Source organism: Allocoleopsis franciscana PCC 7113 (assembly GCF_000317515.1).
Lineage (GTDB): Bacteria > Cyanobacteriota > Cyanobacteriia > Cyanobacteriales > Coleofasciculaceae > Allocoleopsis > Allocoleopsis franciscana.
Window position 1 is genome coordinate 6,416,435 of the sequence record NC_019738.1, and the last position, 25,009, is coordinate 6,441,443.

The 25,009-nt window shown below is 48.4% G+C and carries 23 protein-coding genes and 1 tRNA gene; 11 read left to right on the top strand and 13 right to left on the bottom strand.

Annotated features, from left to right (window positions below):
* Window positions 1–13 precede the first annotated feature (13 nt).
* From MIC7113_RS26365 to psbD, 4 genes are all read right to left on the bottom strand, one after another.
* Window positions 14–2,050, bottom strand: coding sequence for an iron uptake porin (locus tag MIC7113_RS26365; RefSeq protein WP_015185254.1), 2,037 nt, complete (start codon window positions 2,048–2,050; stop codon window positions 14–16).
* A 161-nt stretch (window positions 2,051–2,211) separates the two neighbouring features.
* Window positions 2,212–4,212: an iron uptake porin gene (locus MIC7113_RS26370; RefSeq protein WP_015185255.1), complete on the bottom strand. Its 2,001-nt coding sequence runs from the start codon at window positions 4,210–4,212 to the stop codon at window positions 2,212–2,214.
* 256 nt (window positions 4,213–4,468) lie between these two features.
* Window positions 4,469–4,747: a 4a-hydroxytetrahydrobiopterin dehydratase gene (locus tag MIC7113_RS26375; protein ID WP_015185256.1), complete on the bottom strand. Its 279-nt coding sequence runs from the start codon at window positions 4,745–4,747 to the stop codon at window positions 4,469–4,471.
* Window positions 4,748–5,207: 460 nt separating this feature from the next.
* Window positions 5,208–6,266, bottom strand: a complete 1,059-nt coding sequence (gene psbD, locus MIC7113_RS26380; RefSeq protein WP_015185257.1) for a photosystem II D2 protein (photosystem q(a) protein) — start codon at window positions 6,264–6,266, stop codon at window positions 5,208–5,210.
* 312 nt (window positions 6,267–6,578) lie between these two features.
* Between psbD and MIC7113_RS26385 the strand changes: the two genes are divergently transcribed.
* The 4 genes from MIC7113_RS26385 (at window position 6,579) to MIC7113_RS26400 (ending at window position 8,429) form a co-directional block, all read left to right on the top strand.
* Entirely contained in the window at window positions 6,579–6,845 is a 267-nt protein-coding gene (locus MIC7113_RS26385) for a hypothetical protein (protein ID WP_015185258.1), read from the top strand.
* Entirely contained in the window at window positions 6,842–7,543 is a 702-nt protein-coding gene (locus tag MIC7113_RS26390) for an energy-coupling factor ABC transporter ATP-binding protein (RefSeq protein ID WP_015185259.1), read from the top strand. Before MIC7113_RS26385 ends, MIC7113_RS26390 begins: the two co-directional genes overlap by 4 nt.
* Before the next feature lie 146 nt (window positions 7,544–7,689).
* Entirely contained in the window at window positions 7,690–8,241 is a 552-nt protein-coding gene (locus MIC7113_RS26395; RefSeq protein ID WP_015185260.1) for an NYN domain-containing protein, read from the top strand.
* Window positions 8,242–8,356: 115 nt separating this feature from the next.
* Window positions 8,357–8,429, top strand: a tRNA-Glu gene (locus MIC7113_RS26400).
* A 192-nt stretch (window positions 8,430–8,621) separates the two neighbouring features.
* Here the strand turns inward: MIC7113_RS26400 and MIC7113_RS26405 are convergent.
* On the bottom strand, window positions 8,622–9,293 hold the full coding sequence (locus MIC7113_RS26405; RefSeq protein ID WP_015185261.1) for a hypothetical protein: 672 nt from the start codon (window positions 9,291–9,293) through the stop codon (window positions 8,622–8,624).
* A gap of 395 nt (window positions 9,294–9,688) precedes the next feature.
* Between MIC7113_RS26405 and MIC7113_RS26410 the strand changes: the two genes are divergently transcribed.
* Complete coding sequence (locus tag MIC7113_RS26410; protein ID WP_015185262.1) at window positions 9,689–10,126, top strand: hypothetical protein; 438 nt, start codon at window positions 9,689–9,691, stop codon at window positions 10,124–10,126.
* A gap of 214 nt (window positions 10,127–10,340) precedes the next feature.
* Here MIC7113_RS26410 and MIC7113_RS26415 read toward each other — a convergent pair whose 3' ends face one another.
* From MIC7113_RS26415 to upp, 3 genes are all read right to left on the bottom strand, one after another.
* Window positions 10,341–10,604, bottom strand: coding sequence for a YggT family protein (locus MIC7113_RS26415; protein WP_015185263.1), 264 nt, complete (start codon window positions 10,602–10,604; stop codon window positions 10,341–10,343).
* Between the two features lie 137 nt (window positions 10,605–10,741).
* Window positions 10,742–11,074, bottom strand: a complete 333-nt coding sequence (locus MIC7113_RS26420) for a hypothetical protein (RefSeq protein ID WP_015185264.1) — start codon at window positions 11,072–11,074, stop codon at window positions 10,742–10,744.
* 131 nt (window positions 11,075–11,205) lie between these two features.
* Window positions 11,206–11,856 carry a uracil phosphoribosyltransferase gene (gene upp, locus MIC7113_RS26425; RefSeq protein WP_041780231.1) on the bottom strand — a complete coding sequence of 217 codons (651 nt, stop codon included), beginning with the start codon at window positions 11,854–11,856 and terminating at the stop codon, window positions 11,206–11,208.
* Window positions 11,857–12,246: 390 nt separating this feature from the next.
* On the opposite strand from upp, the gene crtH reads away from it, so the two are divergent.
* The gene (crtH, locus tag MIC7113_RS26430; RefSeq protein WP_015185266.1) at window positions 12,247–13,797 is read left to right on the top strand and encodes a carotenoid isomerase; all 1,551 of its coding nucleotides are present in this window, start codon (window positions 12,247–12,249) and stop codon (window positions 13,795–13,797) included.
* A 342-nt stretch (window positions 13,798–14,139) separates the two neighbouring features.
* On the opposite strand, the gene MIC7113_RS26435 is transcribed toward crtH, so the two are convergent.
* The 3 genes from MIC7113_RS26435 to MIC7113_RS26445 form a co-directional block, all read right to left on the bottom strand.
* Window positions 14,140–14,775 carry a hypothetical protein gene (locus tag MIC7113_RS26435; protein ID WP_015185267.1) on the bottom strand — a complete coding sequence of 212 codons (636 nt, stop codon included), beginning with the start codon at window positions 14,773–14,775 and terminating at the stop codon, window positions 14,140–14,142.
* Between the two features lie 261 nt (window positions 14,776–15,036).
* A complete protein-coding gene (locus MIC7113_RS26440; protein WP_015185268.1) occupies window positions 15,037–16,731 on the bottom strand; it encodes a CHAT domain-containing protein in 1,695 nt (564 codons plus the stop codon).
* Between the two features lie 152 nt (window positions 16,732–16,883).
* Window positions 16,884–19,325: a PP2C family serine/threonine-protein phosphatase gene (locus tag MIC7113_RS26445; protein WP_015185269.1), complete on the bottom strand. Its 2,442-nt coding sequence runs from the start codon at window positions 19,323–19,325 to the stop codon at window positions 16,884–16,886.
* On the opposite strand from MIC7113_RS26445, the gene MIC7113_RS36880 reads away from it, so the two are divergent.
* The gene (locus MIC7113_RS36880) at window positions 19,324–19,464 is read left to right on the top strand and encodes a hypothetical protein (RefSeq protein ID WP_155898098.1); all 141 of its coding nucleotides are present in this window, start codon (window positions 19,324–19,326) and stop codon (window positions 19,462–19,464) included. The two genes, MIC7113_RS26445 and MIC7113_RS36880, sit on opposite strands and share 2 nt — an antisense overlap.
* A 58-nt stretch (window positions 19,465–19,522) precedes the next feature.
* Here MIC7113_RS36880 and MIC7113_RS26450 read toward each other — a convergent pair whose 3' ends face one another.
* Entirely contained in the window at window positions 19,523–19,753 is a 231-nt protein-coding gene (locus MIC7113_RS26450; protein ID WP_015185270.1) for a DUF6737 family protein, read from the bottom strand.
* Window positions 19,754–19,990: 237 nt separating this feature from the next.
* Here MIC7113_RS26450 and MIC7113_RS26455 point away from each other — a divergent pair, with 237 nt between their 5' ends.
* Window positions 19,991–20,305: a hypothetical protein gene (locus MIC7113_RS26455; protein WP_015185271.1), complete on the top strand. Its 315-nt coding sequence runs from the start codon at window positions 19,991–19,993 to the stop codon at window positions 20,303–20,305.
* A 341-nt stretch (window positions 20,306–20,646) separates the two neighbouring features.
* Complete coding sequence (locus tag MIC7113_RS26460) at window positions 20,647–20,997, top strand: hypothetical protein (protein ID WP_015185272.1); 351 nt, start codon at window positions 20,647–20,649, stop codon at window positions 20,995–20,997.
* Between the two features lie 9 nt (window positions 20,998–21,006).
* Here MIC7113_RS26460 and ndhM read toward each other — a convergent pair whose 3' ends face one another.
* Window positions 21,007–21,348 (bottom strand): NAD(P)H-quinone oxidoreductase subunit M, encoded by a 342-nt coding sequence (gene ndhM / locus MIC7113_RS26465; RefSeq protein WP_015185273.1) that lies wholly within the window; start codon window positions 21,346–21,348, stop codon window positions 21,007–21,009.
* 417 nt (window positions 21,349–21,765) lie between these two features.
* Here ndhM and MIC7113_RS26470 point away from each other — a divergent pair, with 417 nt between their 5' ends.
* Together MIC7113_RS26470 and MIC7113_RS26475 are read left to right on the top strand one after the other, a co-directional pair.
* Window positions 21,766–22,653, top strand: a complete 888-nt coding sequence (locus MIC7113_RS26470; protein ID WP_015185274.1) for a hypothetical protein — start codon at window positions 21,766–21,768, stop codon at window positions 22,651–22,653.
* Window positions 22,654–22,802: 149 nt separating this feature from the next.
* Entirely contained in the window at window positions 22,803–24,956 is a 2,154-nt protein-coding gene (locus MIC7113_RS26475) for a sensor histidine kinase (RefSeq protein WP_015185275.1), read from the top strand.
* The last annotated feature ends 53 nt before the right edge of the window (window positions 24,957–25,009 follow it).

The window sequence follows — 25,009 nt, forward strand, 5'->3', positions numbered from 1 at the left end:
TTATGTCCTTCTTTTAGAAGGTGAACGTAGTTCTCAGGGTACCGATGATAGCATCTCTGCCATTGTCGTTTTGAGCAGGAGCGGTGAGCCAGATAACACCTGGAGTCACCGAAATGTTCTCGTTCAGCTTATATTTGTAGAACCCTTCAAAGTGCCATGCATTCTCGCGGTCAAAGCCTCCGGCAGGACGAATGCCAGGGCTAACGCCTCTGAGAGAGGGTTCTACTCCTGCAAACAGACCTAAAACGCTGCCTGGTTTACCAAAGTCAGAGAAAGCAAGCCCTGCACCATACGACCAGATGTCAGCTGTTCCCTGACCCAGAAGGATCGCTTTAGTGTAAACACCAAAGCCACTAATGGAAATGTTTTCAGACAGGCGGAAAGCGGCTTCTAGACCGTATGAGTTGCTGACTACTGGGCCGGAAGCTCGTCCTAGCAATGAATCTTGAACAAACACACTGGGGTTGTTGGCATAAAAACTACCGACGAAACCCTGAGCACCACCAGGAGCAGCATCACTACCACCATTATCAAAAATGGCAGTGTTAGTATTGTGGTAACCGTGAACGTAGGTAGCACCAATGCCGATGCGATCGCCCAAATTGAAATTGAGCTGAGCTAGGGCTGAATAATCTCCATCAAACAGACCTGCTTTCTCGCTAGGATCATTAGCTCCAAACGCTCCAGATCCAGCCAGGTAGCCTACCGTCAGGGTACTCGGTCCTAAGATACTCTCTAAAGGACCAACACCCAGACTGATTGCGGCTCCCGCACCACCACCAATGCGATAGATGGGGCTTGATTGGGCAAAGGTGGACAGCGCACCGTTACCGCCGTCATAGTCCTCAAAGTAAGGGTTGAGGGTCGGAGCGTAGTCGCTGTGAATCCCACCGGTTGCAGCCAAGTAAACTTTTGAGCTACCAAAGTTGAAGTAGTAGGCCAACCAGTCTAGAACAACGTTGTTACCGCTGCTCCCGCCCGTGATGTTAAACGTCTGTACCCCTTCATCTAAGGGGAATCCATCAAATCCAGCCGCGCCGCCAGTCCCGTATTTAAATCGATTGCCAGTATCAGCATTGCCTGCCGCCAAACGAGTGACTAAACGATCTCTCCCCGTAAAGCTGGTGTTGAACGTCAAACGTACCCGGTCTTGGAATACCGTATTGTTGGAAATCCCACTCTGATTAAACTCATCCGTGAGAGCGAAGATGGCTTCTCCCGCCAGTTTGGTGGTGGTTGAGAATTGATGGTCTTCTAGGAAACCTACACGACCTTCAAGTTGATCAACTCGCGTTCCCAACGTTGCCAGTTCTGTCCGGAACTCATCGACTAAGCGCTGTAAAGTTTCTAAGTCAGCTCTCGTGGCGAAATCTCCAGTCTGACCGAGCTGACGTTCTATTTGCTGCAAACAGGCGTTTAAACCAGCCGCAAACTCATAGCGAGTCATGGCTCGGTTGCCACGGAATGTGCCATCCGGGTATCCCGCAATACAACCGTAGCGCTCTACCAAGCTACGGAGTGCTTCGTAAGCCCAGTCTGTGGGTCTGACATCGCTCAGTTGGGAGACGTTCGTTACCTGCTCTTGGGTCGCGTTGTTCCCTTCACGGCTGTAGCGGTTGATTTGATTTAAAACATCTGCGCTATTAGCGTCTCCCGGAGCCGATTGGGCAATTGCTGGAGGTATTGCTGCTGGCGCTGCCTCTACTCCGGCCTCGTTCACGGGTGTCAGTTGAGTCGGATTCAAAGACACTTGCGAAGGTAAATTCAGGTCAGCCAGCTTTGGCTGTGCTGGAGCTGGTGTTGCGGAAAATTCTAGTTTTGGCTGAGCCTCTGGCAACGCGAGTTCCGCTGTTGGCGCAATCGCCTGAGACTGAGCTTCTGGTGTTTGAACCTCTGCGGTTTGAGGTTGAACCTCTGCTGTCGCCGATTGGCTGTCCTTGGCGAGTAAGCTGTCGCCACCTGCTGCACGCACTGCACCCGCTGAAACGAGCAGGGTTGCGCCTAACACAGCCGGACTAACTATTAGAGCTCTCCACAGTAATTTAGACATCTTCTCTTAATCCTCACACCTTTTTCTCATTCTTCTTGGACTTTTGAGCCGATTCGCACCGGTGATTGCCCTATTAGGGATTAGATCAGAAAAAGCCTCGCCGACAGCCAGGCTTTAAACTCAGATAGTCCTTCTTCCGCCTGAGCGGTTATGTCCTTCTTTTAGAAGGTGAACGTAGTTCTGAGTGTACCGATGACGGCATCTCTTTCGTCCTCGTTTTGACCAGGAGCGGTAACCCAGATAACACCTGGAGTCACAGAGATATTATCGTTCAGCTTATATTTGTAGAACCCTTCAAAGTGCCAAACGTTATCACGGCTAAAGGGACGAGCATCGAGTCCACGCAGACCAGGGCTAACACCTCTTAAAGTTGGTTCTACACCAGCAAACAAACCTAAAACGCTGCCCGGTTTCCCGAAGTCAGAGAGGGCAACGCCAGCGCCATAAGTCCAAATATCGCCTCTTCCTCGACCAATCACAGTTGCCTGAGTGTAAGTACCAAAGCCACTAATCGAAATGTTTTCACTCAGCCGGAAAGCCAATTCTCCGCCGTAAGAGTTGGTAACAACAGGACGCTCACCACCAATTAAGAGTGAAGATGGACGATTAGCCAAAGCACTACCTACTACTCGAGCATCAGTTCCACCACCCAAGTCGAAGATATCGGTGCCCGAATTATGGTAGCCGTGGACATAGGTAGCACCAACACCAATCCGGTCACCCAGGTTGAAGTTTAGCTGAGCTAGAGCAGAATAGTCGCCATCAAAAAGACCGGCCTTCTCGCTAGGATCATTTGCTCCAAAACCACCATTGTTAGCCCCGGCTAAGTAACCGATGGTCAGTGTACTAGGACCTAAGATACTCTGTAACGGACCGACACCAAGGCTGATTGCACCACCCGCACCACCGCCGATCCGATAGATCGGGTTTGATTGTGCAAATGTTGAGAGGGCACCATTCCCGCCGTCATAGTCTTCAAAGTAAGGGTTAAGGGTCGGAGCGTAGTCGCTGTGAATCCCTCCAGTAGCCGCAAGATAAACTTTCGAGGAACCAAAGTTGAAGTAGTACGCCAGCCAGTCTAAGACAACGTCGTTGTTACCGGTGTTACCGATGTTAAACGTCTGTTGCCCTTCATCTAGTAATGTTCTGTTGCCCAGCGCGTCTTCACTGAATGCAAATCGTGTTGCATTACCTGCCGCAAGACGAGTGACTAAACGATCTCTCCCCGTAAAGCTGGTGTTAAACGTCAAACGCACCCGGTCTTGGAATACCGTATTGTTGGAAACCCCACCTCGACCAAATTCGTCGGTGAGAGCGAAGATGGCTTCTCCCGCTAGCTTGGTGGTGGTTGAGAATTGATGGTCTTCTAGGAAACCTACACGACCTTCAAGTTGATCAACTCGCGTTCCCAACGTTGCCAGTTCTGTCCGGAACTCATCGACTAAGCGCTGTAAAGTTTCTAAGTCAGCTCTCGTGGCGAAATCTCCAGTCTGACCGAGCTGACGTTCTATTTGCTGCAAACAGGCGTTTAAACCAGCCGCAAACTCATAGCGAGTCATGGCTCGGTTGCCACGGAATGTGCCATCCGGGTATCCCGCAATACAGCCGTAGCGCTCTACCAAGCTACGGAGTGCTTCGTAAGCCCAGTCTGTGGGTCTGACATCGCTCAGTTGGGAGACGTTCGTTACCTGCTCTTGGGTCGCGTTGTTCCCTTCACGGCTGTAGCGGTTGATTTGATTTAAAACATCTGCGCTATTAGCGTCTCCCGGAGCCGATTGGGCAATTGCTGGAGGTATTGCTGCTGGCGCTGCCTCTACTCCGGCCTCGTTCACGGGTGTCAGTTGAGTCGGATTCAAAGACACTTGCGAAGGTAAATTCAGGTCAGCCAGCTTTGGCTGTGCTGGAGCTGGTGTTGCGGAAAATTCTAGTTTTGGCTGAGCCTCTGGCAACGCGAGTTCCGCTGTTGGCGCAATCGCCTGAGACTGAGCTTCTGGTGTTTGAACCTCTGCGGTTTGAGGTTGAACCTCTGCTGTCGCCGATTGGCTGTCCTTGGTGAGTAAGCTGTCGCCACCTGCTGCACGCACTGCACCCGCTGAAACAAGCAGGGTTGCGCCTAACACAGCCGGACTAACTATTAGAGCTCTCCACAGTAATTTAGACATCTTCTCTTAATCCTCACACCTTTTTAGAAAGAGTTGTCTCGTCTTTAGAAAGAGTTGTCTCGTCCTTCCTTGAATATGGTACATCCTCTGTGGTTCTTAGGCTAGACAGACTTTTTCGTGACCTTCACCAATCATGAGTCTGCTTGTACCTTAAGCGGTAAGGTATCGAAGTCCAATTTATGAGGTTTTCAGTATAAAGTTGTAGGGGTTTTCAGTAGAGTCGTAGTCCTGAGATTTAACTTTATTTTAACCCAAGTTATAAGCGAGAAATCACTTGGGCTAGTTCAAAATCCTTAGAAGTCAACCCGCCTGCATCATGGGTTGTCAAAGTAATCGTTATTTGGTTATAGGAAATTTCCAAGTCGGGGTGATGTCCTGCGGCTTCTGCGGGTTCAACGAGCTGATTCACAAATGCGATCGCCTCCACAAAATCCTTAAATTTTCGAGTGAGCCGCAACGTTTTTCCTTCTACTATCCAGCCTTCTAGCGGCTTAGCACGTTCTTGAATCTCTGTATCCGTGAGTAGCGAAGCCATGATGACCTGTCTCCTGATGCTCATCAGCCCAATAACAACGTCTAGCTCTCCCCCTAAAAAACTATCCGCTTTCACGGTAGTGCTTAGGTTTTATCCCTCACACTGGATGTGAAAGCGGTCTAGCGGGTCTTCTGATTGAAACCAGACTGCCGGAAGGAACTCCGATCCAGCTCAGTCTATCAATTAATATGATTCTCCGAAGAGAACCGAGCTGACTGTTAGAGAACAGCCCCGGCGCACAGCCGGCTAACTCCAACCAGATGACCCATGGTTTTACTGCTATCTGTCATGGGCATCACCTCCTATAATTCCCTATACGGTTCTATTGCCGTAATTGACTAGGTGCCTTAGCACCTTTCATCAACATAACACAAAGAAATTTTTCTGGACTTGCCGGCACAAAAATACCCCCACCGATAGGTAGGGGTATAAAGCTAAGGAAAATTAAGTCAGCGATTGCTTACAGAGCATTACCGCGAGGAAGAACTTCCTCAGGGAACTCAAAGTGCTCGTGGGGTTGGTCTTGAGGAGCCATCCAAGCCCGTAGACCTTCGTTCAACAGAATGTTTTTGGTGTAGAACGTTTCAAACTCTGGGTCTTCGGCGGCTCGTAACTCTTGAGAGACGAAGTCATAAGCCCGCAGGTTCAGCGCTAAGCCAATAATCCCAATCGAGGCCATCCACAATCCCGTCACGGGCACGAACAGCATGAAGAAGTGCAACCAGCGCTTGTTGGAGAAGGCAATTCCGAAGATTTGGCTCCAGAAGCGGTTAGCGGTGACCATGGAATAGGTCTCTTCCGCTTGGGTGGGGTTGAACGCCCGGAAGGTGTTGGCTTTGTCCCCGTCTTCAAACAGGGTGTTTTCTACGGTTGCCCCGTGAATGGCGCACAGCAGCGCTCCACCTAATACACCCGCCACTCCCATCATGTGGAAGGGGTTGAGGGTGAAGTTGTGGAACCCTTGTACGAACAGGATGAAGCGGAAAATTCCCGCCACTCCAAAGCTGGGAGCAAAGAACCAGCTTGACTGTCCCAAGGGGTACATCAAAAACACGCTGACGAATACGGCAATCGGTGCAGAGAACGCAATGGCGTTGTACGGACGAATCCCCACCAACCGTGAGATTTCAAATTGCCGGAGCATGAAGCCAATCAAGCCGAAGGCTCCGTGCAGGGCGACAAAGGGCCACAACCCGCCGATTTGGCACCAACGAATGAAGTTGCCTTGGGCTTCGGGTCCCCACAACAGCAGCAGGGAGTGTCCCATGCTGTCGGCAGGCGTTGATACGGCGGCGGTCAGGAAGTTGCAGCCTTCTAGGTAAGAAGAGGCCAATCCGTGGGTGTACCACGAGGTGACAAAGGTGGTGCCGGTCAGCCAGCCGCCTAGCGCTAGGTAAGCGCAGGGGAACAGCAGCAGGCCGGACCAGCCGACGAAAACGAAGCGATCGCGCTTTAGCCAGTCGTCGAGGACGTCAAACCATCCTCTCGTACTTGCCGCGCGTCCGACTGCTATTGTCATAGCAAGAATCTCCAAGTATTTATAAAGACCAAAGAAAAGCCGCTTTTCCTCTCCTAATAAGCTGCTGAGTTGAATAAGCAGATATTGGTGAGGTTCTCAGAAAAATTTACTTTTCTTTACTGTATTAAACATATTAGGTGAAACATGCAGAATTTGCCACTCTTAACGTGAACCCTCTCAAAAAACTGGTCTGTGCCACTTCCCCTCAACCTCGAAAAGCCAGAGTTCTCCTCGATGCTCACCACCGTGCAGTTGGGTGTCTAAGATGGTAAAGAAAGTATATGTACGCAGTGCTTAGCGCTTGACAAAAGCATGTTCACCATTGATTTGACTTTGAAAACGACCCCTGTCCCCCTGTCTGTGCAACGCAAGTCAGCAGAAGCGGCAGAAACGACTTACCAGGAAATTACCAAAGCCATGCGTGCCGGCAGCAGTCAGTTATTAGAACTAACCTGTGATCACCAGCCGGAGAAGAAAATTGGCATTCTCAGCGATCAGATCAGTGCGGTCATGATTTCGCAGAAATCCGGTGCGGCTGGAGGAGGTCGTGTACCTGGTTTCTTTGCCGTGGCGGAATGAAGACAGGGGCAACTGACATAAAACCTGAATTGGCAATTCGGGTGCAAGACCTTAGCTTCAAGTGGCCCCACGGAACACCTGTTTTACAATCTTGCTCTCTGGATGTGCCGAAGGGTGAATTCTGGATGCTGTTGGGGACGAATGGAAGTGGAAAATCCACGTTACTTCGATTACTGGTAGGGCTATTGCAACCTCAATCGGGTGAGATGCAAATTAGGCAACCCGTGGGATTTGTTTTCCAAAATCCCGACCATCAACTCGTTATGCCTACAGTGGCGGCAGATGTAGCCTTTGGCTTGGTCGAAGAAAAACTTGCTCCTGATCAAATCATTGCCAGAGTCAGAGAGGCATTAACCGCCGTGAATCTCCTAGATTTACAGCGACGCCCCATCTATGCTCTGAGTGGCGGTCAAAAACAACGGATTGCCATTGCAGGTGCTATTGCACGTCGCTGCGAGGTTTTGCTGCTAGATGAACCCACGGCTTTGCTCGATCCAGATACTCAACTCGATTTAGTGGCGCAAGTCCGAAATCTGGTTAAAAGTCGTGGCCTGACTGCACTCTGGGTCACACACCGATTGGATGAGTTGAATTACTGTGACGGAGCATTTTTATTAGAACAAGGTCAGGTGGTTGACCGAGGCGAGCCAGAACGCCTGAAGCAACGACTCATGCAAGCACCGAATATCGCTCTTTAAATAATGGGGATTGGAAAGCAATAGCCAGTCCCTTTTTTTTGTGAAGCCATTTCTAAAAACGAAGCTTTTTTACCATTTTATGTTAACTATTGTTAATATAATAACTTCTATGAATATTCAAATTAACAAAATATTGGCCTTGAATAATGCCCCGTCCCTCACCCCAGGCTATTTTACTGGTTGATGGCTACAACGTCATTGGCTCTTGGTCGAACCTGAAAACCACCCGCGATCATGATGGGCTAGAGGCAGCTCGCCATGAATTAGTGGAGGCGTTAGTGAACTACAGCGCCTTTCAGGGCTACGAAACTCAGGTTGTTTTTGATGCTCATGCTCAAAATACACCGATTTACTGTGAAGTCTTAACCACTTATTTGTCCGTTTACTATACAGATTTTGGACAGACAGCCGACACATACATCGAAAAATATTGTGCCTCATTTCATCACTATAAACTTTGTCGTCCCTGCAATCGGTTGATTGTCGCGACTTCGGATCGGGCGCAGCAGTTGACGGTGATTGGGTATGGAGCCGAGTGGATGTCATCTCAGCAGTTGGCTAGCGATGTTGAATTCATTGCTCGACGAGCACGTCGCAAACAGCGCCCTCCCAAGCAATCGACTAGCCGCTTTTTATTTAATTCCCTGGATGCTCAAGCTCAACAGCGTTTAGCCCAATGGCGTAAAGGTACACGCTGAGTGGAGTCTCAAACAAGGGGCAGGGATGGCTTGATCGGAAATTTTGCTCAATTTGCAAAAAAATAGTTGACAGACTCAGGAATATTGATTAAATTAATAAAGGTTCAGAAAACAAGCCCCCATCGTCTAGAGGCCTAGGACACCTCCCTTTCACGGAGGCGACAGGGATTCGAATTCCCTTGGGGGTATTAAAAATATAAGTTAAAGGCATGAGACATCCAATTATTTATGGGGTCTTATGCCTTTTTAGTACTGCAAGGAGCAAAAAAAATGATGGACTCCCCAAATAGTAGAATCCCTAAAATCACAAGTCTCCGTGACGAGGAGTGGTTCGTTAAATAAACGTTAACTATTGATCCGAGCTGAGATCAGTCAAATCCTTACGCAGGCCAACGCCAATTGTAACGATTCCACTGATAAATACCTGGAATTTCGTACTCACTGCCATTGTCGAAACGAATAGTACAGTTGTAATACGAACCGTCGCTGTCCGATTGCTGAGAAATCCTGATCACCGTGCAAGCAAACCACTCACGAGTACAAGGGCCATTCTCTTGCACCCACTCCCACAAGCCATTCGAGACTTCGATGCGATCGCCAACTCTCAGCTTTAAGTTATCCGACAAGATTTCGGCAGCAAAATACTGAGCTAAATGCTTGGGTTTGACGCGGTTGAGCCATTGGGGGCCGTAGTTCTCGCGGATGAACTGCACCGATCCCGACTCGCGGTTATGCAGCCAATCGTTAAGTAATTTTATCTTCCAAGGGCGATCGCCCTTGGCGCTACCCCTTGGGTAATCGCGTTTTTCTTGTTCTTGTACAAACTCCAATAAAGCTTGGCGCTGTTCCTCTGTGAGTTCATCGAGAGGATTAGCTGCATCGTCATCGTCATCGTCATCCCCTCTGGCTGACATCAGCAGTGCTGCACGGGTTACAGATTCAGTCACGACTTGCAGCAAAATTTGTTTCTGCTGATCACTCAGCGGACACAAACTCGTTTCACACTGAATAAAGGCAGCTTGCAAGACAGCTTCAATCTCAGTTGGGGTCATAGCATGTCAACTCAGCAGACGGGTTAATGGCTCGTCGAAGCATGGCTAATGACGAAAGAACATTTTCTCTCATTATTGCAAAGGTTCAACTCCACAACTTACAGAAGTTGGCTGGCTAGTCCAACGTGGCGGAAATAACTATCCAGTTGAAAAAGGTGAAGAAGCTTACTGTACAAACTTTCTTGCCTCCTGCCTCCTGCCTACTCCTACGGAGAACGCTACGCGAACTGCCTTTTGCCTTCTTGCACTAGCTTTGCGGTAAGCTGAGGGTTGGAGTGGTGATTTAGACGCTCAAGGATGTAAAGAGAACGCGCTCAGTGTTTTCATAAGTCATCCGACGTTACACCGCACACACTTCATCCTTTTTGCTCAACGTTATCGAAATAGTGGGGTTTATGCAATTACGAAGTTGGTTGACTACAGTAACTGTTTCTTGCCTTTTCTGGGTCATCAGTTGGGTGTTTGCCCCTGCGGCTTTGGCGTTAGTTCAAATTCAACTATCCGATATTTCTTATCATGAATGCCCACCTGATGTAGCAGCAGGGACGGTGACACCCGGAGGAAACAGTATTGCGGCTAACTGTTTTATTGTGACGGGTAAAGCCGAGAACAAGTCTGGAAAAATGGTCGTCAATGCTGACATTTTTGGTCGCATTTACGATGCTGATAACAACTCAATTTTACAGAATCGTACTCGGCTCGGCTCGATCGAGGAAGTGCCACCGGGCGTCAGTGATTTTGAACTGAGAATCTCGGTTCCGGCTAATCAACCAACACCCTTGCAACTCAAGCAATTCAAAGCTTCCGGTTTTACAGGCCAAGTCCGCCGCTAAAGTTTAAGGTTATTCGGTCGGCTCTTGACCTGTGAATAATTCCTCAAACCTTAACCTGTCACTCATCCGAACTTTTAGGGTAAGTAGATAACCAAATTAAATGTAAGATTTAGGGTGTGTTAGGTTGCCGTAACGAACCAAAGGTTATGGTTTTAAGATGTTACGCTAGGAAAGCGATTATCTTACAAAAAATTGGCTGGTCTGACTTAAACCTCTATATGCTACTGAACATTTGAGCTACAACTTGCAATACTAAAATAGCCAGCATGGGAGATAAATCCAAGCCGCCCAGAGGTGGAATGAATGCCCGAAAAATGTTGAGATAAGGATCGGTAATGGGACTTAAGAAGGCGGCGACTTGGTTCACCCAATCAACAGTCGAAAACCAAGTCAGCAGAATTCTTATAACGATTAGAACTAGATAAATATTGAGAAAGTTGCCGAGGGTGCTAGTCACCAGTTCTGTAGCAGGATTCATGGGTTGAAAAGCTTTCTTGCGAGTGGTTATGACGGCTAGAGCCTTGTTGTCAGTTTAACGGATCTCCCTGCATTCTGGATTGCCAAGCGGTGTTAACTTTATCCAGTAAGGGTTAAAGGGATTTGGATGGTGTCCGATTAAGATTCGCGCGATCGCTCTATGTTTACCTGTTCGGTATTTCCATTCACAGTACCCAGTTGCTGCCGAACATCGTCAATCGCCGTATTGAGCTGAGCAATTTTATCCTCTAAGCTACGACGTGCGACTTCAATACTTTCTTCGGAATTAAGCTGGCGCTTTTTACCCTTGATTGCCTTGGCTTCTAACCGCTTAGCCTTGAGTAGAGACTGTTCCGCCTCGTCATCAGTATCCCGTTGAACGGCCACCAGCGCTCCCATAATTCCACCAATTAACCCGCCGACTATGGCTCCAGCCAAAAATCCGCTTGCAAAACCATCGCGCTGACTCATGTTTGTCCTGTGCCCTTGATTCTAATATGCACTTAACTCAAGATTAACGGTTGGCTGTCCCCCCTGCCTACTGCGGGAAGAAGAGGGAAGTAGAAAGCCAAAAATAGAGTTTTTCTGCTTGTGAACTGGCATTAAGTGCCAAAACTGCGATCGCCTGCATCCCCTAATCCGGGCACGATATACCCCTGATCATTGACTATTTCGTCAATCATGGCGGTGTAAATCGTTAAACTCGGATAACTTGAACTCAGCTTTTGTAAGGCGGGTGGGGCTGCCACTACACTAATAATTCGGGTTAAAGCCGGATCGACTCCGCGTTTAACCAATTCTGCCATAGCCAGCATCATCGACCCGCCCGTTGCCAGCATCGGATCAGTAATCAGGACATGGGTGTTGGGCTGAAACTGATTCGGCAGTTTATTCAAGTAACAGCTAGGTTCCAGCGTTTCCTCATTCCGCACCAAGCCCAGATGGTAAATTGAGGCCAAAGGCAGCAACGTCTGGGCACCCTCTAATAACGCTAATCCTGCCCGGAGAATGGGCACAACGACCAACGGTACTTCTGGATTGATCATAGTTGCAGGACAGGCAGCCAAAGGTGACTGTATCATCATCTCTTCTGTGGGCAACCAGTCTCGAATTGTCTCATAAGTCAACCAGCGCCCCAACTCGGTCATTGCGCTCTTGAATAGGGGTGAAGGTGTAGACACATCACGGGCAACACCCAACCAATGCTTAATCAGGGGATGGGGTGGAACATAAACGCGCAGTTGGATAGTCATCAGCAGCTTGAAATGGATGGAGATCACAGCTTAAGTCCTGAATAATCATACCTGAGGAAAGGTTCAGAATCTGGGCACTCTCCCTAGCTCCCCCGCTCCCCAGCTCCCTAGCTCCTGCGCGAACCTCATAATGCGAATGAAATGCACAACAGCTTAGTTGTCCCTCTCAATTGAGAATATTTTTTATTAGTATTGACATAGATTTTCAACAAGGCTATATTAATTTTCAGTGTTCTCCTCTCATAAAGGATCGGCAGGTGGGGCCGGAAAGCGGTAGCGGACTGGTCTCCACTTTATTTGTTTCAAGATTTCTTTGAGCAGCAGTATCAGCGTCACAGCCAGAAACGTTAAACTCAGATTCGTTACGTAAATTTATAACCTGCGATTTCAATGCCTGCTGCTTCCCCAACTTCCTTACCCCACAATCAATCTGCTTCCGGTTCAGAGACATCGGTATTTGATGTCATTGTCATTGGTTCTGGCATTGGGGGGCTGGTAACGGCAACTCAACTAGCGGCAAAAGGTGCAAAGGTACTGGTACTGGAGCGCTACATCATTCCCGGTGGGAGTTCAGGTTACTTTGAGCGCGAGGGTTACCGCTTTGATGTTGGGGCATCGATGATTTTTGGCTTTGGGACGAAAGGTACAACCAATCTCTTAACCAGAGCACTTGACGCCGTGAAGGTCAGTCTGGACACAATTCCTGACCCGGTGCAAATTCATTATCATTTGCCTGGGGGATTAGATGTAAAAGTTCATCAAGACTATGAGAAGTTTTTGCAAGAACTAATCGCCTTCTTTCCCCATGAGCGGGAAGGCATTCGCAAATTTTACGACGAATGCTGGAAGGTTTTTAACTGCCTCAACGCAATGGAGTTGCTGTCTTTGGAAGAACCGGGCTATCTAACACGGGTGTTTTTCCAGCATCCCCTCGCCTGTCTTGGTTTGGTGAAGTACTTACCCCAGAATGCGGGGGATATTGCCCGTCGGTATATCAAAGACCCCCAGTTACTACAGTTTATTGATATGGAGTGTTACTGCTGGTCAGTGGTACCTGCGGATAAAACACCCATGATTAATGCGGGGATGGTGTTCTCTGACCGACATTATGGGGGAATTAACTACCCGAAAGGTGGAGTGGGGCAAATCGCCATCAAACTGGTGGAAGGATTGGAACAAGCTGGAGGTCAGATTCAGTATAAAGCCAGGGTCACGAAAATTGTCACAGAAAAGGGAAAAGCGTCCGCAGTTCAACTGGCGGATGGGACAATTTACCAGGCTAAACGAATTGTTTCTAATGCCACCCGTTGGGATACCTTTGAGACGTTACTACCACCCGAAGAGATGCCAGTGGCAGAGAAGAAATGGCGTCAGCGGTATCAAAAGTCACCCAGTTTTTTGAGTTTGCACTTGGGGGTTGAAGCGAACGTCTTGCCACCCGGTACGGAGTGTCATCATATTGTCCTGGAAGATTGGCAGAAAATGGAGGAGGCTGAAGGGACAATTTTTGTCTCGATTCCTACCCTACTTGACCCGAATTTAGCACCGACAGGCTATCACATTATCCATACATTTACGCCTAGTTGGATGGATGATTGGCAGGGACTTTCTGCTCAGGAATATGAACAGAAGAAGGAAGAAGCCGCAGGGCGAATGATTGACCGACTCGAAAAGATTTTTCCAGGTTTAGATGCCGGTTTAGACTACATGGAAGTAGGAACGGCTCGCAGTCATCGACGGTTTTTAGGGCGTGAGGATGGAACCTATGGCCCCATTCCCAAACAGAAGTTAATGGGGTTGTTGGGAATGCCATTTAATCGCACTTCAATTCCGGGCTTGTACTGTGTAGGGGATAGTACATTTCCAGGACAGGGGTTAAATGCAGTGGCATTTTCGGGGTTTGCTTGTGCTCATCGGATAGCGGTAGATTTGGGATTGTAGCTAGAGGGACAACAATATGTCTCAATCCGAACGGAATTTCTCTCAATCCCTTTCGGGCAAAGAGCCTTGGCTGGCTGTTCATTGAGCTATTCTTAATTGACGGCGATTCAGTGCTGTTTTCCAACTCAAAATTCAAAATTGATTCAGCTTAAAAGGCTGTTGAATTTTGATTGAATAGAGTTTGGCGGCGACAGAATTTCTACAAATAGATCTGTTGTTTTAGCCCCAACTCTTGTTTGGCGTTGTTGGAAAAGAAAAATTGGAGATGAAAACGTTTAGTGTAGAAGTAGAGTAGTTCAAGCCTAATAACTGAAGAGAAGCCATCCATTAATTTAATTGGATTCAAAGTAATGGCTGTTCTGGTTCGTCGCTGGAATTTTGCAGTTGTAACAAAGCCGAATGGGCGACGGTTAAACTGAAGCGTGCCTGTTCCATGGGGGATAACTCTGTCCAATCTATAGGTTGAGCTACACTAGGCTGAGTTTCAGGGGTTGACTCTGATTTCCCTCGCATGGCGTAAGCCAATGGACGAGCAAAAACCAATAAATCATCCTCTGCCCAGTTGGGTAACAAGGGCTTAACACAGAGTACAAGCTGCTCTGCTAATGATAAGTTGGTCGAGAAAATTTGTTGTGCTTTGTGAGCGATCGCTTCTAACCATGCCTCTGGCATAAAAGCTGCAAACCGTTCGGACAAAGATTGACGCAAATTTTCCTCAACCACCCATTCAGGTGATGACCAGCATTGGTGCAACTGGTTGAATAAAGCTTGTGACGCTTGAGTAATGTCTTCTACCTCTTGCCATTGCTCAAGTAAGAACCCTCGTTCCAGTTCAGCGAAATAGGCTTCTGCCTCAGGTTCAGCTGGATTCCAGGGATAAAAATCTTCCTCTGCCTGCAAGAGTGCCTCTAGTAGTTGTCCTTGTACGCTGTTCAAAGCATCCTCACAATTTTTGTATTGCATGGGTTGACCTGACATAATGACCCTCCTGTCTGGGTAGGTAGATGAATCCTGGCATTGGATAGCTACATCAGCGCTCTAGAGAGTTCCGTAACATCTCATAAAATACAAGATAGCGCTTACATTGTTTGCTGCGAAACAAACAATCTGTCGCTGCAATACCCTTCGCACTCTTCACCATCAGATGAAGTCGATGGCGTTACAGAGCCAGACTGACTCATATCTAAACGGCTGTCTAGTGCCATAGGAGATAAGCTATCTCCTGACTGAAGCCCAGCTTTATTCCAAAGGATCAGACGCTTCAATCACAAATTCCAGGGTTTGACCCTGACTACTGCCAAACTTTAACTGAATACCAGATTGCAATGGCACTTCCTGATGGTGGATTCTTTGCCAACCTCGAACGCCATCACGTCCCCCTGAAACCTGATTCACCCCTGGGCTAACCTGATCAGGAGCTAAAATGAATGTGCCGTAGCGAGAGAAATCACGTAAAAAGTAAGTGGGACGAGCTTCACTCCCATGAAAATCATCGCGGCAGATAATTTCGGCATGATTTTGGCTGACCCACTGTTCCTGAATGAATAAATCATTCTCTTGGCGGCGTCCGACTCGCATCAATCCACCCCGAATTCGCCAAACCTGAGCAGTTGAGCCGAGAGAGCGTAAATAAGCCACAGGCGCTGGAGTTCCCACCCAACTGGGTGTCATCGGGGGGAGTTCGGTGATGCCTTCTTCAATGGGTTTAATTAATTCACCCTCAAATTGAGGATGCATATAAAGCACCGGTAAACTCCAGGCGGGTTGATTGAACTTGTAAATCGTCAACAATTGCTGCCTTGCCACCGCTACAGCCTGGTCAATGGGCATCCGAGTGGCGAGGGCTTGGGCCAGAGTTTGAATAAATGTTAAGGCTTCTTGGTCAGCGATCGAATCACGCATTCCTAAAACCGCCGGAACGCCGTGATGGATGAGGACTTCCGCTAAGCTACTGCGTGGAATTGTTTGGGAACCTACTTGGTCGGGTTGGGCACCCCAACAGGCATTGAAGACCGCCAATGTGACCTCGGTGCGAACCAAAACTTGAGCCAGTTCTGTACCGTTGATCACAGCATCTGAGCGCAAAAATAGCAAACCCCCATCCGGCCCCGGTTCACCATGACCGGCATAAAACAAAATATTAAAGGCACCCTTTTCCAATGCATCGATCAATTCTGCGGGTGTGGGCTGTAACAACGTTTCCACATTACAAGCAACGGGGACAACAAATTTTTCGCTGCTGGGATTGGGTTGTCCGCAGGCTTTGAGAACATTCACCAAAGCAGCCGCTTCTTGTTCAAGCTGCAAACCCGTCGTTGAGCGGCTGAGTCTTTGCACATCCTGCCCCAGAACCAGCAAAATATTTAAGGCTTGGTTGTTGCGGGTAAAGGGCTTGAGCAAGTCAACATCGCTGGTTGTGCGGCTAAATAACAATTGTTGAGACAGAGAAATGGCCTGTTTCCCAGCCATCGGTTGCATGATTTCCCACGGTAGGGGGATGAAATCTGGGTCACGAATTTCCAATCGTAAACGCAGGGGTTTGTTTTGCCCAATGGCAATGCCTTGACTTTGAGCTAGTGTGTTGCGAATCGGCCCTTCAAACAGCCACGCCCACAAGTCAATCCCTAAACGCTGCATCAGACGACTACTGTAGCTGGTGGTTTGTCCAGCCGCGCCGATGTCGCTATCGGGGGGCAGCGTTCGGGCGGACTGACTAGCATGATGAATCAGAGGGACGTGGGGCAGACCCCGTAAAGAAAACATCTCTTGCCACGCCAGCCAAGTCTGAGTCATGACTGGAGACCATGTTGTCTGATGAAGCACATAGCCACCAGGATAGGGCGCGTTGAGTACCCAGATGGCAAAGTTTTCATCTCCAGCCGTTGACAGACGAGCGATCGCTAAACTGAGCAGCGGATTTTCGTTTCCAGACATTAAAAGGCCACACGAACAGCGGCTGTATAGGTTTTTCTTTCAGTCTACCGAGTTCTTTGGCTCTGTTTACCCTAATAGTATTTTTCGGGGATGAAGAGTTGAAAGTTGAACTCATAAAATTGCCTCCCTGTCAACTTTCGACTTGCGCGGTTTTAGGGAGATGGAATCGCTCTGGGTACTGGGGTCGAGGTGGGGGGAGAGGCAGAGGGAGACACACATTCACTGGTTAAGGTGAAATTTGGGTTAATCTGGGGCAGAACCTCCGCTTCTTTCAACCAACCTCGGTCTCCCGACTTGACAAGAGGATAAGGCAAGGTCGTTGGCTGAGGGTTGACGGCTCCAGGAGTTTGACCTGCTGGGCTTTGAGGAGGTTCAGCCGCAGGCTGAGCTGGCTTTAGAGGTTGAGATTCAGCGTTACGGGTGCCCGGTGAGCAAACCCTCAACTCTACCCAGCTATTTTGTTGTGGATCGGGTGATTTGTTAATAATTTGCAAAATGCTACCTGTGGGGACAACACCAAAGGGGGTTTGGTTTTGGGGTGGCAAGCCGCGTCGCAGCAACAAGGGAACATTCTGCGGCTGGGAGTTCGTTGCGCTAGAATTCATGACTTGAATCACCGCTCCTGGCTCTAACGATAAAATCTCTGCGGGTGAAGCCGTTGGATCGTCTGCACTGGTAGTGGCGGGCGATGGGTTAGTCGCAGTCGATGCGTCAGGGGGACTGGTATTAGACGCCATTTGCTTCATTAGGGGGTCAACGGATTCACTCACGCCTGGAATTAAAAAGTAAGAGAGTACACTCCCCAGCCCCAGTAGGCAAATAATACCAAGCAACAGTCCCCAAGGACGCCGAGCTGTACCTTTGGTCGCCAGGGGTTGCGTTTTCATCTGGGAAGGAGCGCTTGTCGCCAGCAGGGTTCCTCCGACGGGTGAAGAGGCAGGAACCTTCATCTGTGACGCAGAAAGTTGTGCCGGGGGTGTCTCCTTTGAGGGATTCACTGTGCAGTAGAGCAAAGCAATGGTGGCATTATCATGTCCATTTTGGCTATTGGCAATCTCAATCAGTCGTGTTCCCGCCGTGGGCAAATCAATTCGACCGTCGAGAATGGGTAGAATTTCGGTTTGCCAGTATTGCTCCACTCGGTCATAGTCACTCAGTCCATCCGAACACAGCAGAAACACACAATCCTCATCCAAGACAAAGCGCTGTACCGTTGGATGCAGGGTGGCGGAGGGAGCCATGCCCAAGGCTTGAACCAGAGAGCCTGCCGTTGGTTGCTGTACAGCATTCCGATACAGTGCGTAGCCAAGTCGCACTTCTCTGGATGCCAAATCGTCATCCAAAGTCACTTGGTGGCAGTTATGGCGAGTTACCCAGTAGACTCGGCTATCCCCAACATGGGTGATGTACATTTCATGAGCAGAAGTGCGAGCCATGACTAATGTTGTCCCCATCCGTTGCCGATCAGAGCGGCGTTCGCTGTCGTTTTGTTGGCTAATGATGTCATTAGCGGCACAGGTGGCTTGTTCTAATTCCAGCGTCAGGGTTGAGGGGTTCCAATTATCGGGGTCGTTAGGGAGTTGTTCAACTTGTTCCCGAAGTGTATCGATGGCTAAATTTGAGGCAACTTCACCGCCTTCATGCCCGCCAATGCCATCACAAACGATTGCCAAAGCACTGGCACCGTTGGCGGGTTTGATCAACTGCCCATTGGGCGGATAGCAGGCATCTTCGTTATGGGAACGACTGGGGCCGGAATCTGTGCGAGTGAAGATTTGATAGGTGCGAGTCTGCGATCGCCCACAATTTTTCAGCCCCTGATCGAGCAGCGCCACGAGTTGCTCCGAGGTGCGAATCTGTCCATCCCGTAGTTGAGTACATAGCTGTTTTAAAAACTCTGCAATCGTCGGTGCTGCGCCTGCAATCCATTGTGACCACAACTGACCTAACTGTTGCAGCGTCGGTGCTGACTTCGGATCAAGTTGCAACTCTAACAATCGGACGACAGACCCTTCTACCCGCAGCAGCGTTGGCGAGAGCAGCGTCGAAGCCACCCCTTCACTATTCAAAGGTTGCCAGAGCATGGCTAACTGCCAAAGCCAGTTTAACTGACGCATCGCGGGAGCCTTTTCCCACACACTAGTTAGTTCGGGTAAGAGTTGCCCTTCAACTGGAGGTGCTGCCTTTTCCTTGCGACTGCTCTGTCCAGAGACATAGCTGTAGATAGGGGCATCTTCCAGGAGCCATATTTCTGAGCGAGTACGCCCTTCCAAGGGTATCAAACGCCCATAAAGTTGGGGAACATGTAAGCTATAGGGTGCCAGCCTCAAATAGGGTGTTAGGTTCCCAGGAATATCCAAGGGAGTCTCTGGAGGTCTTCCCGGTTGAGTGTCTAAAAGAACGCGTGCGTGTATTAGTAAATAGCGACCTGCGATTGTATCTCCAGGTTGAAAACCCTCGATTCCCTGACCGATTGCCCACAAGTAACGTCTCAACAGCGGCGTGCGACATTGCTGGCAGAACTTATTACTCTGAGGGTTGGGAGCCTGACAGCGAATGTTAGAACAGTGGATCGTTGCCGCCGGATTTTCCATGAAAATTCTTCGCTACGTTCAGCCGATGATGATTTGGCTACAAGCCTTACTTCTCAAAGCCGGAAGTATGCCTCCGCCTGTAGGAAGTGTCTTGTGCAAGCGTATTGTATTGATTACCGATTGTAGCGTCTGGCTCTAGCGTGAGTTTATAGGCTTGCGCTCGATTCTTCCCTAGGGCATACAATCTGGCATTGATGCTAATAATTGTCCAGGCTACCACTGTCCCTCATCAGGTGAGGCCAGATCAGCAAAAAAAATGTCCACCAAAGTAAAATTGGCAGGGCAACGAGGATGGTGACCCAAACCGTTTTTACCAAAGCCCAACTACTAGCGATGATCATTGTTCCGGTCAGCAGAATTGACCAAGGCTGACACCACCAGGGTTTATAACTCCAAGGGTCTGAAGGCTTTTGCTTTTGTTTAGACAAGATTGGACAACCCGTTGCCGTTTGACATAGTACAGCCGCTCATTCTAACAATGATAGCGGTTGAAGGTAAAGGCACTAGCAGCTAGGGGTTGACTTAGTTTTAGGAACTGTTGCTGAGGTTTGGAGATTAGATACAGTTTATTGCTTAATACTCTGGATGTTGTTTTGGGGTGTTACCGACTGAATCTTTGGGTTCACCCAATTTAATCCGTTAACTTTTTCCCATCACCCATTACCATGCCCGAACCTGAGTCCCAACCTGCTCCTGATCCATCCCATGAGCCAACCTTTGCTGATCTCAACACGCCAGCTACCGTAGAGATCAAAGACTTGATTGCCAAACTTCAACAATCTCACGACTTGCAGTACAAACTGATCAATATGGAAACTTGGGCATTGGCGGCAACGATGGATAATTTTTTGCCCGGTTTTTGGAGTCGCTTCTTAGCCAATCGTCGCAAGGCACTTCAGCAGTTTTTGCAACGGAAGCGAACGGATAACTCCAAAAAAATAGAGGTGCCTGAATCATCTTCCTCTGGTGAACCCAAATGACAGACAGGAAGAGCGTACAGGCTAGATGGAGTCAGGTTTTGAGGTAATGGCAAAAAAATCAGACATTAACTTCAATCCCTAATTAATTTATGACCTCCCTACTCCTGGTTTATAGAAACGCAGAAAGTTGGCGTCGAATCTATAAAAAAAGCGATCGCGTGTAGATACAGCGTTTCATCTCATCTTGTCAATCCCTTATTAGTCAGAATCACTTCATCAATAAGACCGCCCTATTGGATTAAATAAACGCCAATTACCACCCTAGAAAGAGGAGTTCATGAGCTTTTCTTTCTTAACATTAATTTGGAATTATCAATCGTTAAAAACTTTAGGAGTTTTTTATGAATAAGCAAGAAAAAATCAAAATCAATACTCCTGACGAGCGGACGGCTCAAGTTACTCAAGATATAGGACTTTCTCCCGATAAGCCAGAAAGACCTGACAGCAATGATGCGGTCAATCCTGGCGATAAAATAGACCCATCCGCTCAAACGATTGAAGAAAAAGCAGAGCAAGTCGCCGTTGATGCCCCTGACATCACTGGCGACCATATTAAGGTTCCGACCTACTTTGTGGTTGATGAACCTGAAGGGGAGCAAAAGGCGCTACACCACGTTAAGGATGCGGAAGAGATTTCTGATGTGATTCGCCAAGCCCGCACCGACGAAGAAGGGAATCGTAATTGGCGATAACTAGCTCAATTAACCCACCTGAGGCTCAACTTGCGGCAGCCCCATGCTGTAGTTGACGACACGACTTTCCAAGTTATAGCTGATTTCACCGCTCTGTAAAAGCGATCGCATCAAATGCTCCAAATCCGAACCAATGCGACGTAGGTTGTATTCGGTTAAATCTGCCCCATCGTAAGATTCCACCAATTCATCAAATTTGCGATACACCTTTTGCAGAGCGTCTTCATTCCAATTTAATTCGTTGTCGGGGTCAACATCTAAGGTTAAAACGTTTGGACTTTCGACCAGTTCATTACCATCAACTTCCGCCGTATAGATGCGAATGTGACGTGTTGTGGACTTCAGTAGCATAGAGACTCTCCTACAGGCACTGATATTATTTTTAACTAATTGTAAACATACATAAACACATCCGCGTTCTGTAAGTCAAAACAGGCTGGTGTGGTTAGCGAGGTTTATTGGCTCCTGCCCTGCGCTCCTGTGTGTTCATCAATTCTTCGACACTGAATCACGGGTTACCCTGGTTTGAGCAAAAAAATTCACCGATTGGCGTACAACGTCACAAAAAAATAGACGGCTAAAATTGTGCTGTTGGGCTTTGAACACCCGCAAAACTCAACCTCATGGGCACAAGTGGTTAGGATGACGCACAGCCAAAATCTTCTCCAGTAATGATAAGTTAAAAATTTCCAGAGTATAGACCTAAGGTACAATACGCCGATTGAGGCTGATACTCTATATATGAAAGTCAGGCAGAGCAACCAATCCATGGTTCTAAAAAACATGCGCGATCCAATGGATGACATCGCTCAACAAGCTCGCCAGGGTAGTGTTGCGGCGATCATTCAAACGCTGAATGAACAGCTAATAGATGTGGGCATCAGAACCCGCGCCGTTTTGGCCGACGGCATCCTGCAACTTTTGTGTGAGGCGGCAATACCTGAGCAACTCGAACAGTCTGTAACGGTAGCAAAAATAAAGCAGATTCTGGAAGAGATTGCACCGCGTAACATTCGTCGTGTCAAAATCAACAGCCGAATCGTGCGAGAGCAACAATTGCTGTGGTTGGAAGAAATTAACCGTGACCCAGACAATCAGTTACTTTGGTCTGAAGAAATTATTCTGACCAAGCCAACTTTATTCAAGCAACTGGTGGAGAATCGCCAAAATCACCAAACAGCTTCTAGAAAGAAGCTCAGTTTACCCAAAACTTCCTCGCCTTATCTCAGAGAAAAAAATCCTTACTGGCGGGGCATTTTAAGTGGTGTGGGCTTGAGCTTACTTCTTTTGTTCCTGGGCTGGCTCCTTCATGAGTGGTTAGCTCCAAAACTGCATCCTCAAACAACGTCTCAAGCCGTCAACAGCAAAACTAACTCCTCACAAACGTCAGGGATTGCCCAACGACAGCTCTCATCACCCACCTCCGATCCATTTGCACAGGCTGTGCGGCTCGCTGAGCAAGCCTCTACGGCGGGTAAAACGATTCAAACATCAGCTCAGTGGTTAGATGTGGCAGCTAAGTGGGAGCGAGCCTCCGATTTAATGAAGGCCGTCAAGCCTGATGACCACCGCTATAAGACCGCTCAAGACCGCATGAAGCTTTATCGAAAAAATAGCGAGGCTGCTCAAAAGCAAGCTACTCAGAGGCGCTCTTAAAGGCTGCTCTCCAAAGAAGTCTGAGGTTTTGGTAAAAAACCGATCAAACTGGGAACACTAAATCTTAGCAAGATCGCTTTTTTAAGAGTGGGTCTGGTCAAGGTCTGTAATGTCAGAACTTTAGAAATAAGATTTGTGCAACAAGCCTCATGGATACAGAACCCGTCATGTCCTCGCTGAAACAAGAGTTTCAGAGCCGCTTTGCTAGTACGCCCCACGACCCCAATAGGAACAAAAACTCAGTCCCCCTAGGAAACGATTCGCTCTCCTGTCTGTCCACTCCCGTTGAGCCAGTTTTCACCCCAGAGCAAAAGGGTTCACTGATGCAGTACACGGCCCAGTCCGCTCAAATCGGGCAACACATTACCCAGATTATTCTCACCACTCCAGAGCCACAAACCTTACTCACCAAAGTGGCTAAAGTTTTAGGAGAAATTTTTCAGGTCGATACGTGCTTGGTTATGGCCTTAGCCCAGCCGGGTGAGCCGTTGATCGCTAATCCGATTACAACACCTCAAATGGCTTTATGGTGTGCCAATGACTTTCCCGGTTTACCAATTGATGATTATTCCTCACTCTGGGAACACCCAGTACTCCAAGTGGACTGGGGAAGTCATCAACCTCTAGCGATTTCCGACCTACAAACATCGGAGGCTTGGTCTAACGCTGACGGTTGCCCGGAAGGACTGAGTGTTAGGGCGGTTTTGAAAATCCCCACTTGGTTTCAGTCTGCGATAAACGGGATGATCGTTTTAGGGCGATCGCAGCCTCACGAATGGACGACACCAGAACAAGACCTATTAACCCTAGTGGCGGAATCCGTCGCACTCGCCCTGTCTCATGTCCAGCTCACCCGGCAAGTTCTGGGCTTCGCCCACTCGCGAACCTTGCTCACTCAGTTGAGTCTGGCTATGCACAGCACGGATAATCTCCAGGAAATTCTCCAGATGGCGATCGCTTCTACGGCTCAATCCCTTCAGGTCGGTCGCGGTCTACTCCTGTTGTTAACCTACACCCATCCTCTGGGTAACAGCCGACCTTCGGTTCACCTGCCGCAAATCAAGGTAACAGTAGCGGGGGAGTGGTTAGAGGACACGGCAGGGCCATCGCCAATCTCCAACGAAAGTCCTTCTTCCCTGTTAAACCAATCCTTTTGGCTTTCCGAGTCTTGCTTATGCCAACAAGCGTTTAGAGATGCCCCAGCACCCATGATTATTTCAGACTGTCAAGAGTCTGGTGCGATTGATCGGCGAGGAGAGAGCCTCTCCATTTTTGAGCGAGAAATGATGCCAGCGTTACTAATTGTGCCTCTGATTGGCTCACCCAGTAACGCACCTGCCGCCTCAACAGTGTTGGGATTTTTAGTGTTGCAACATTGTCAACCTCGCCCCTGGCACACAGATGAATTAGAGTTAGTCGAGGGAGTCGCGGCTCAGGTCAGTGCCGCCATCATTCAGAATCAAACACTGCGGCAAGTACAATCTCTTGTTGAAGATCGTACCGCGCAGTTACAGCACAGTTTAGAAATTCAGGCTCAGTTATATGAAAAAACGCGGCAGCAGATTGACCAGCTACAGCAATTAAATCAGCTCAAGGAAGAATTCATGAGTAGTATGAGTCATGAGCTGCGGACGCCTCTAACCACGATGAGTCTGGCGATTCGGATGTTACGTCAACCCACACTCCCGCCAGAACGACGTCAGAAGTACCTAGAAATCCTGGAGCAGGAGTGCAATAAAGAAATTGAATTAATTAATGACTTACTGAGTTTGCAGCAGCTAGAAGCCGATCAAGCCTCGATTCAACTGCAAAAAATTGACCTAATCCGGCTACTCGACCCATTAGCTCAATCTTTTGAGCAGAAATGGGCTGATAAAAGGTTAACCTTAAAAGTAATAAGTCCTGCACATCCGCTGATTCTTAGCACCGACCCTGATAGCCTGAACCGTATCCTGTTGGAACTCTTGACCAATGCGGGCAAGTATTCTGACTCAGACACAACGGTTCATCTCCAGGTGACTCGCCAAACTCAACCATCGGTGAATCAAGTGGTTCTGACCTTGAGCAATACAGGTTCAGGCATCTCACCCGCAGACTTAGACCATATTTTTGATAAATTTCGTCGCGGTCGAGGTGTAACTCAAAATGCGGTTCAAGGTACGGGACTGGGGCTAGCTTTGGTCAAGTGCTTAGTGCAGCATCTCAACGGTACGATTGAGGTTTCTAGCTGCCCTTTGGAAAACTCTGAGAGTTCTCTGACCTCTTTTACTTTGACCTTGCCTCAGTTACGACAGTTACCCTAAACTTTACCAAACTTTACTTGTTGATTGATTCATTGATACCTTTAAATAAGGAG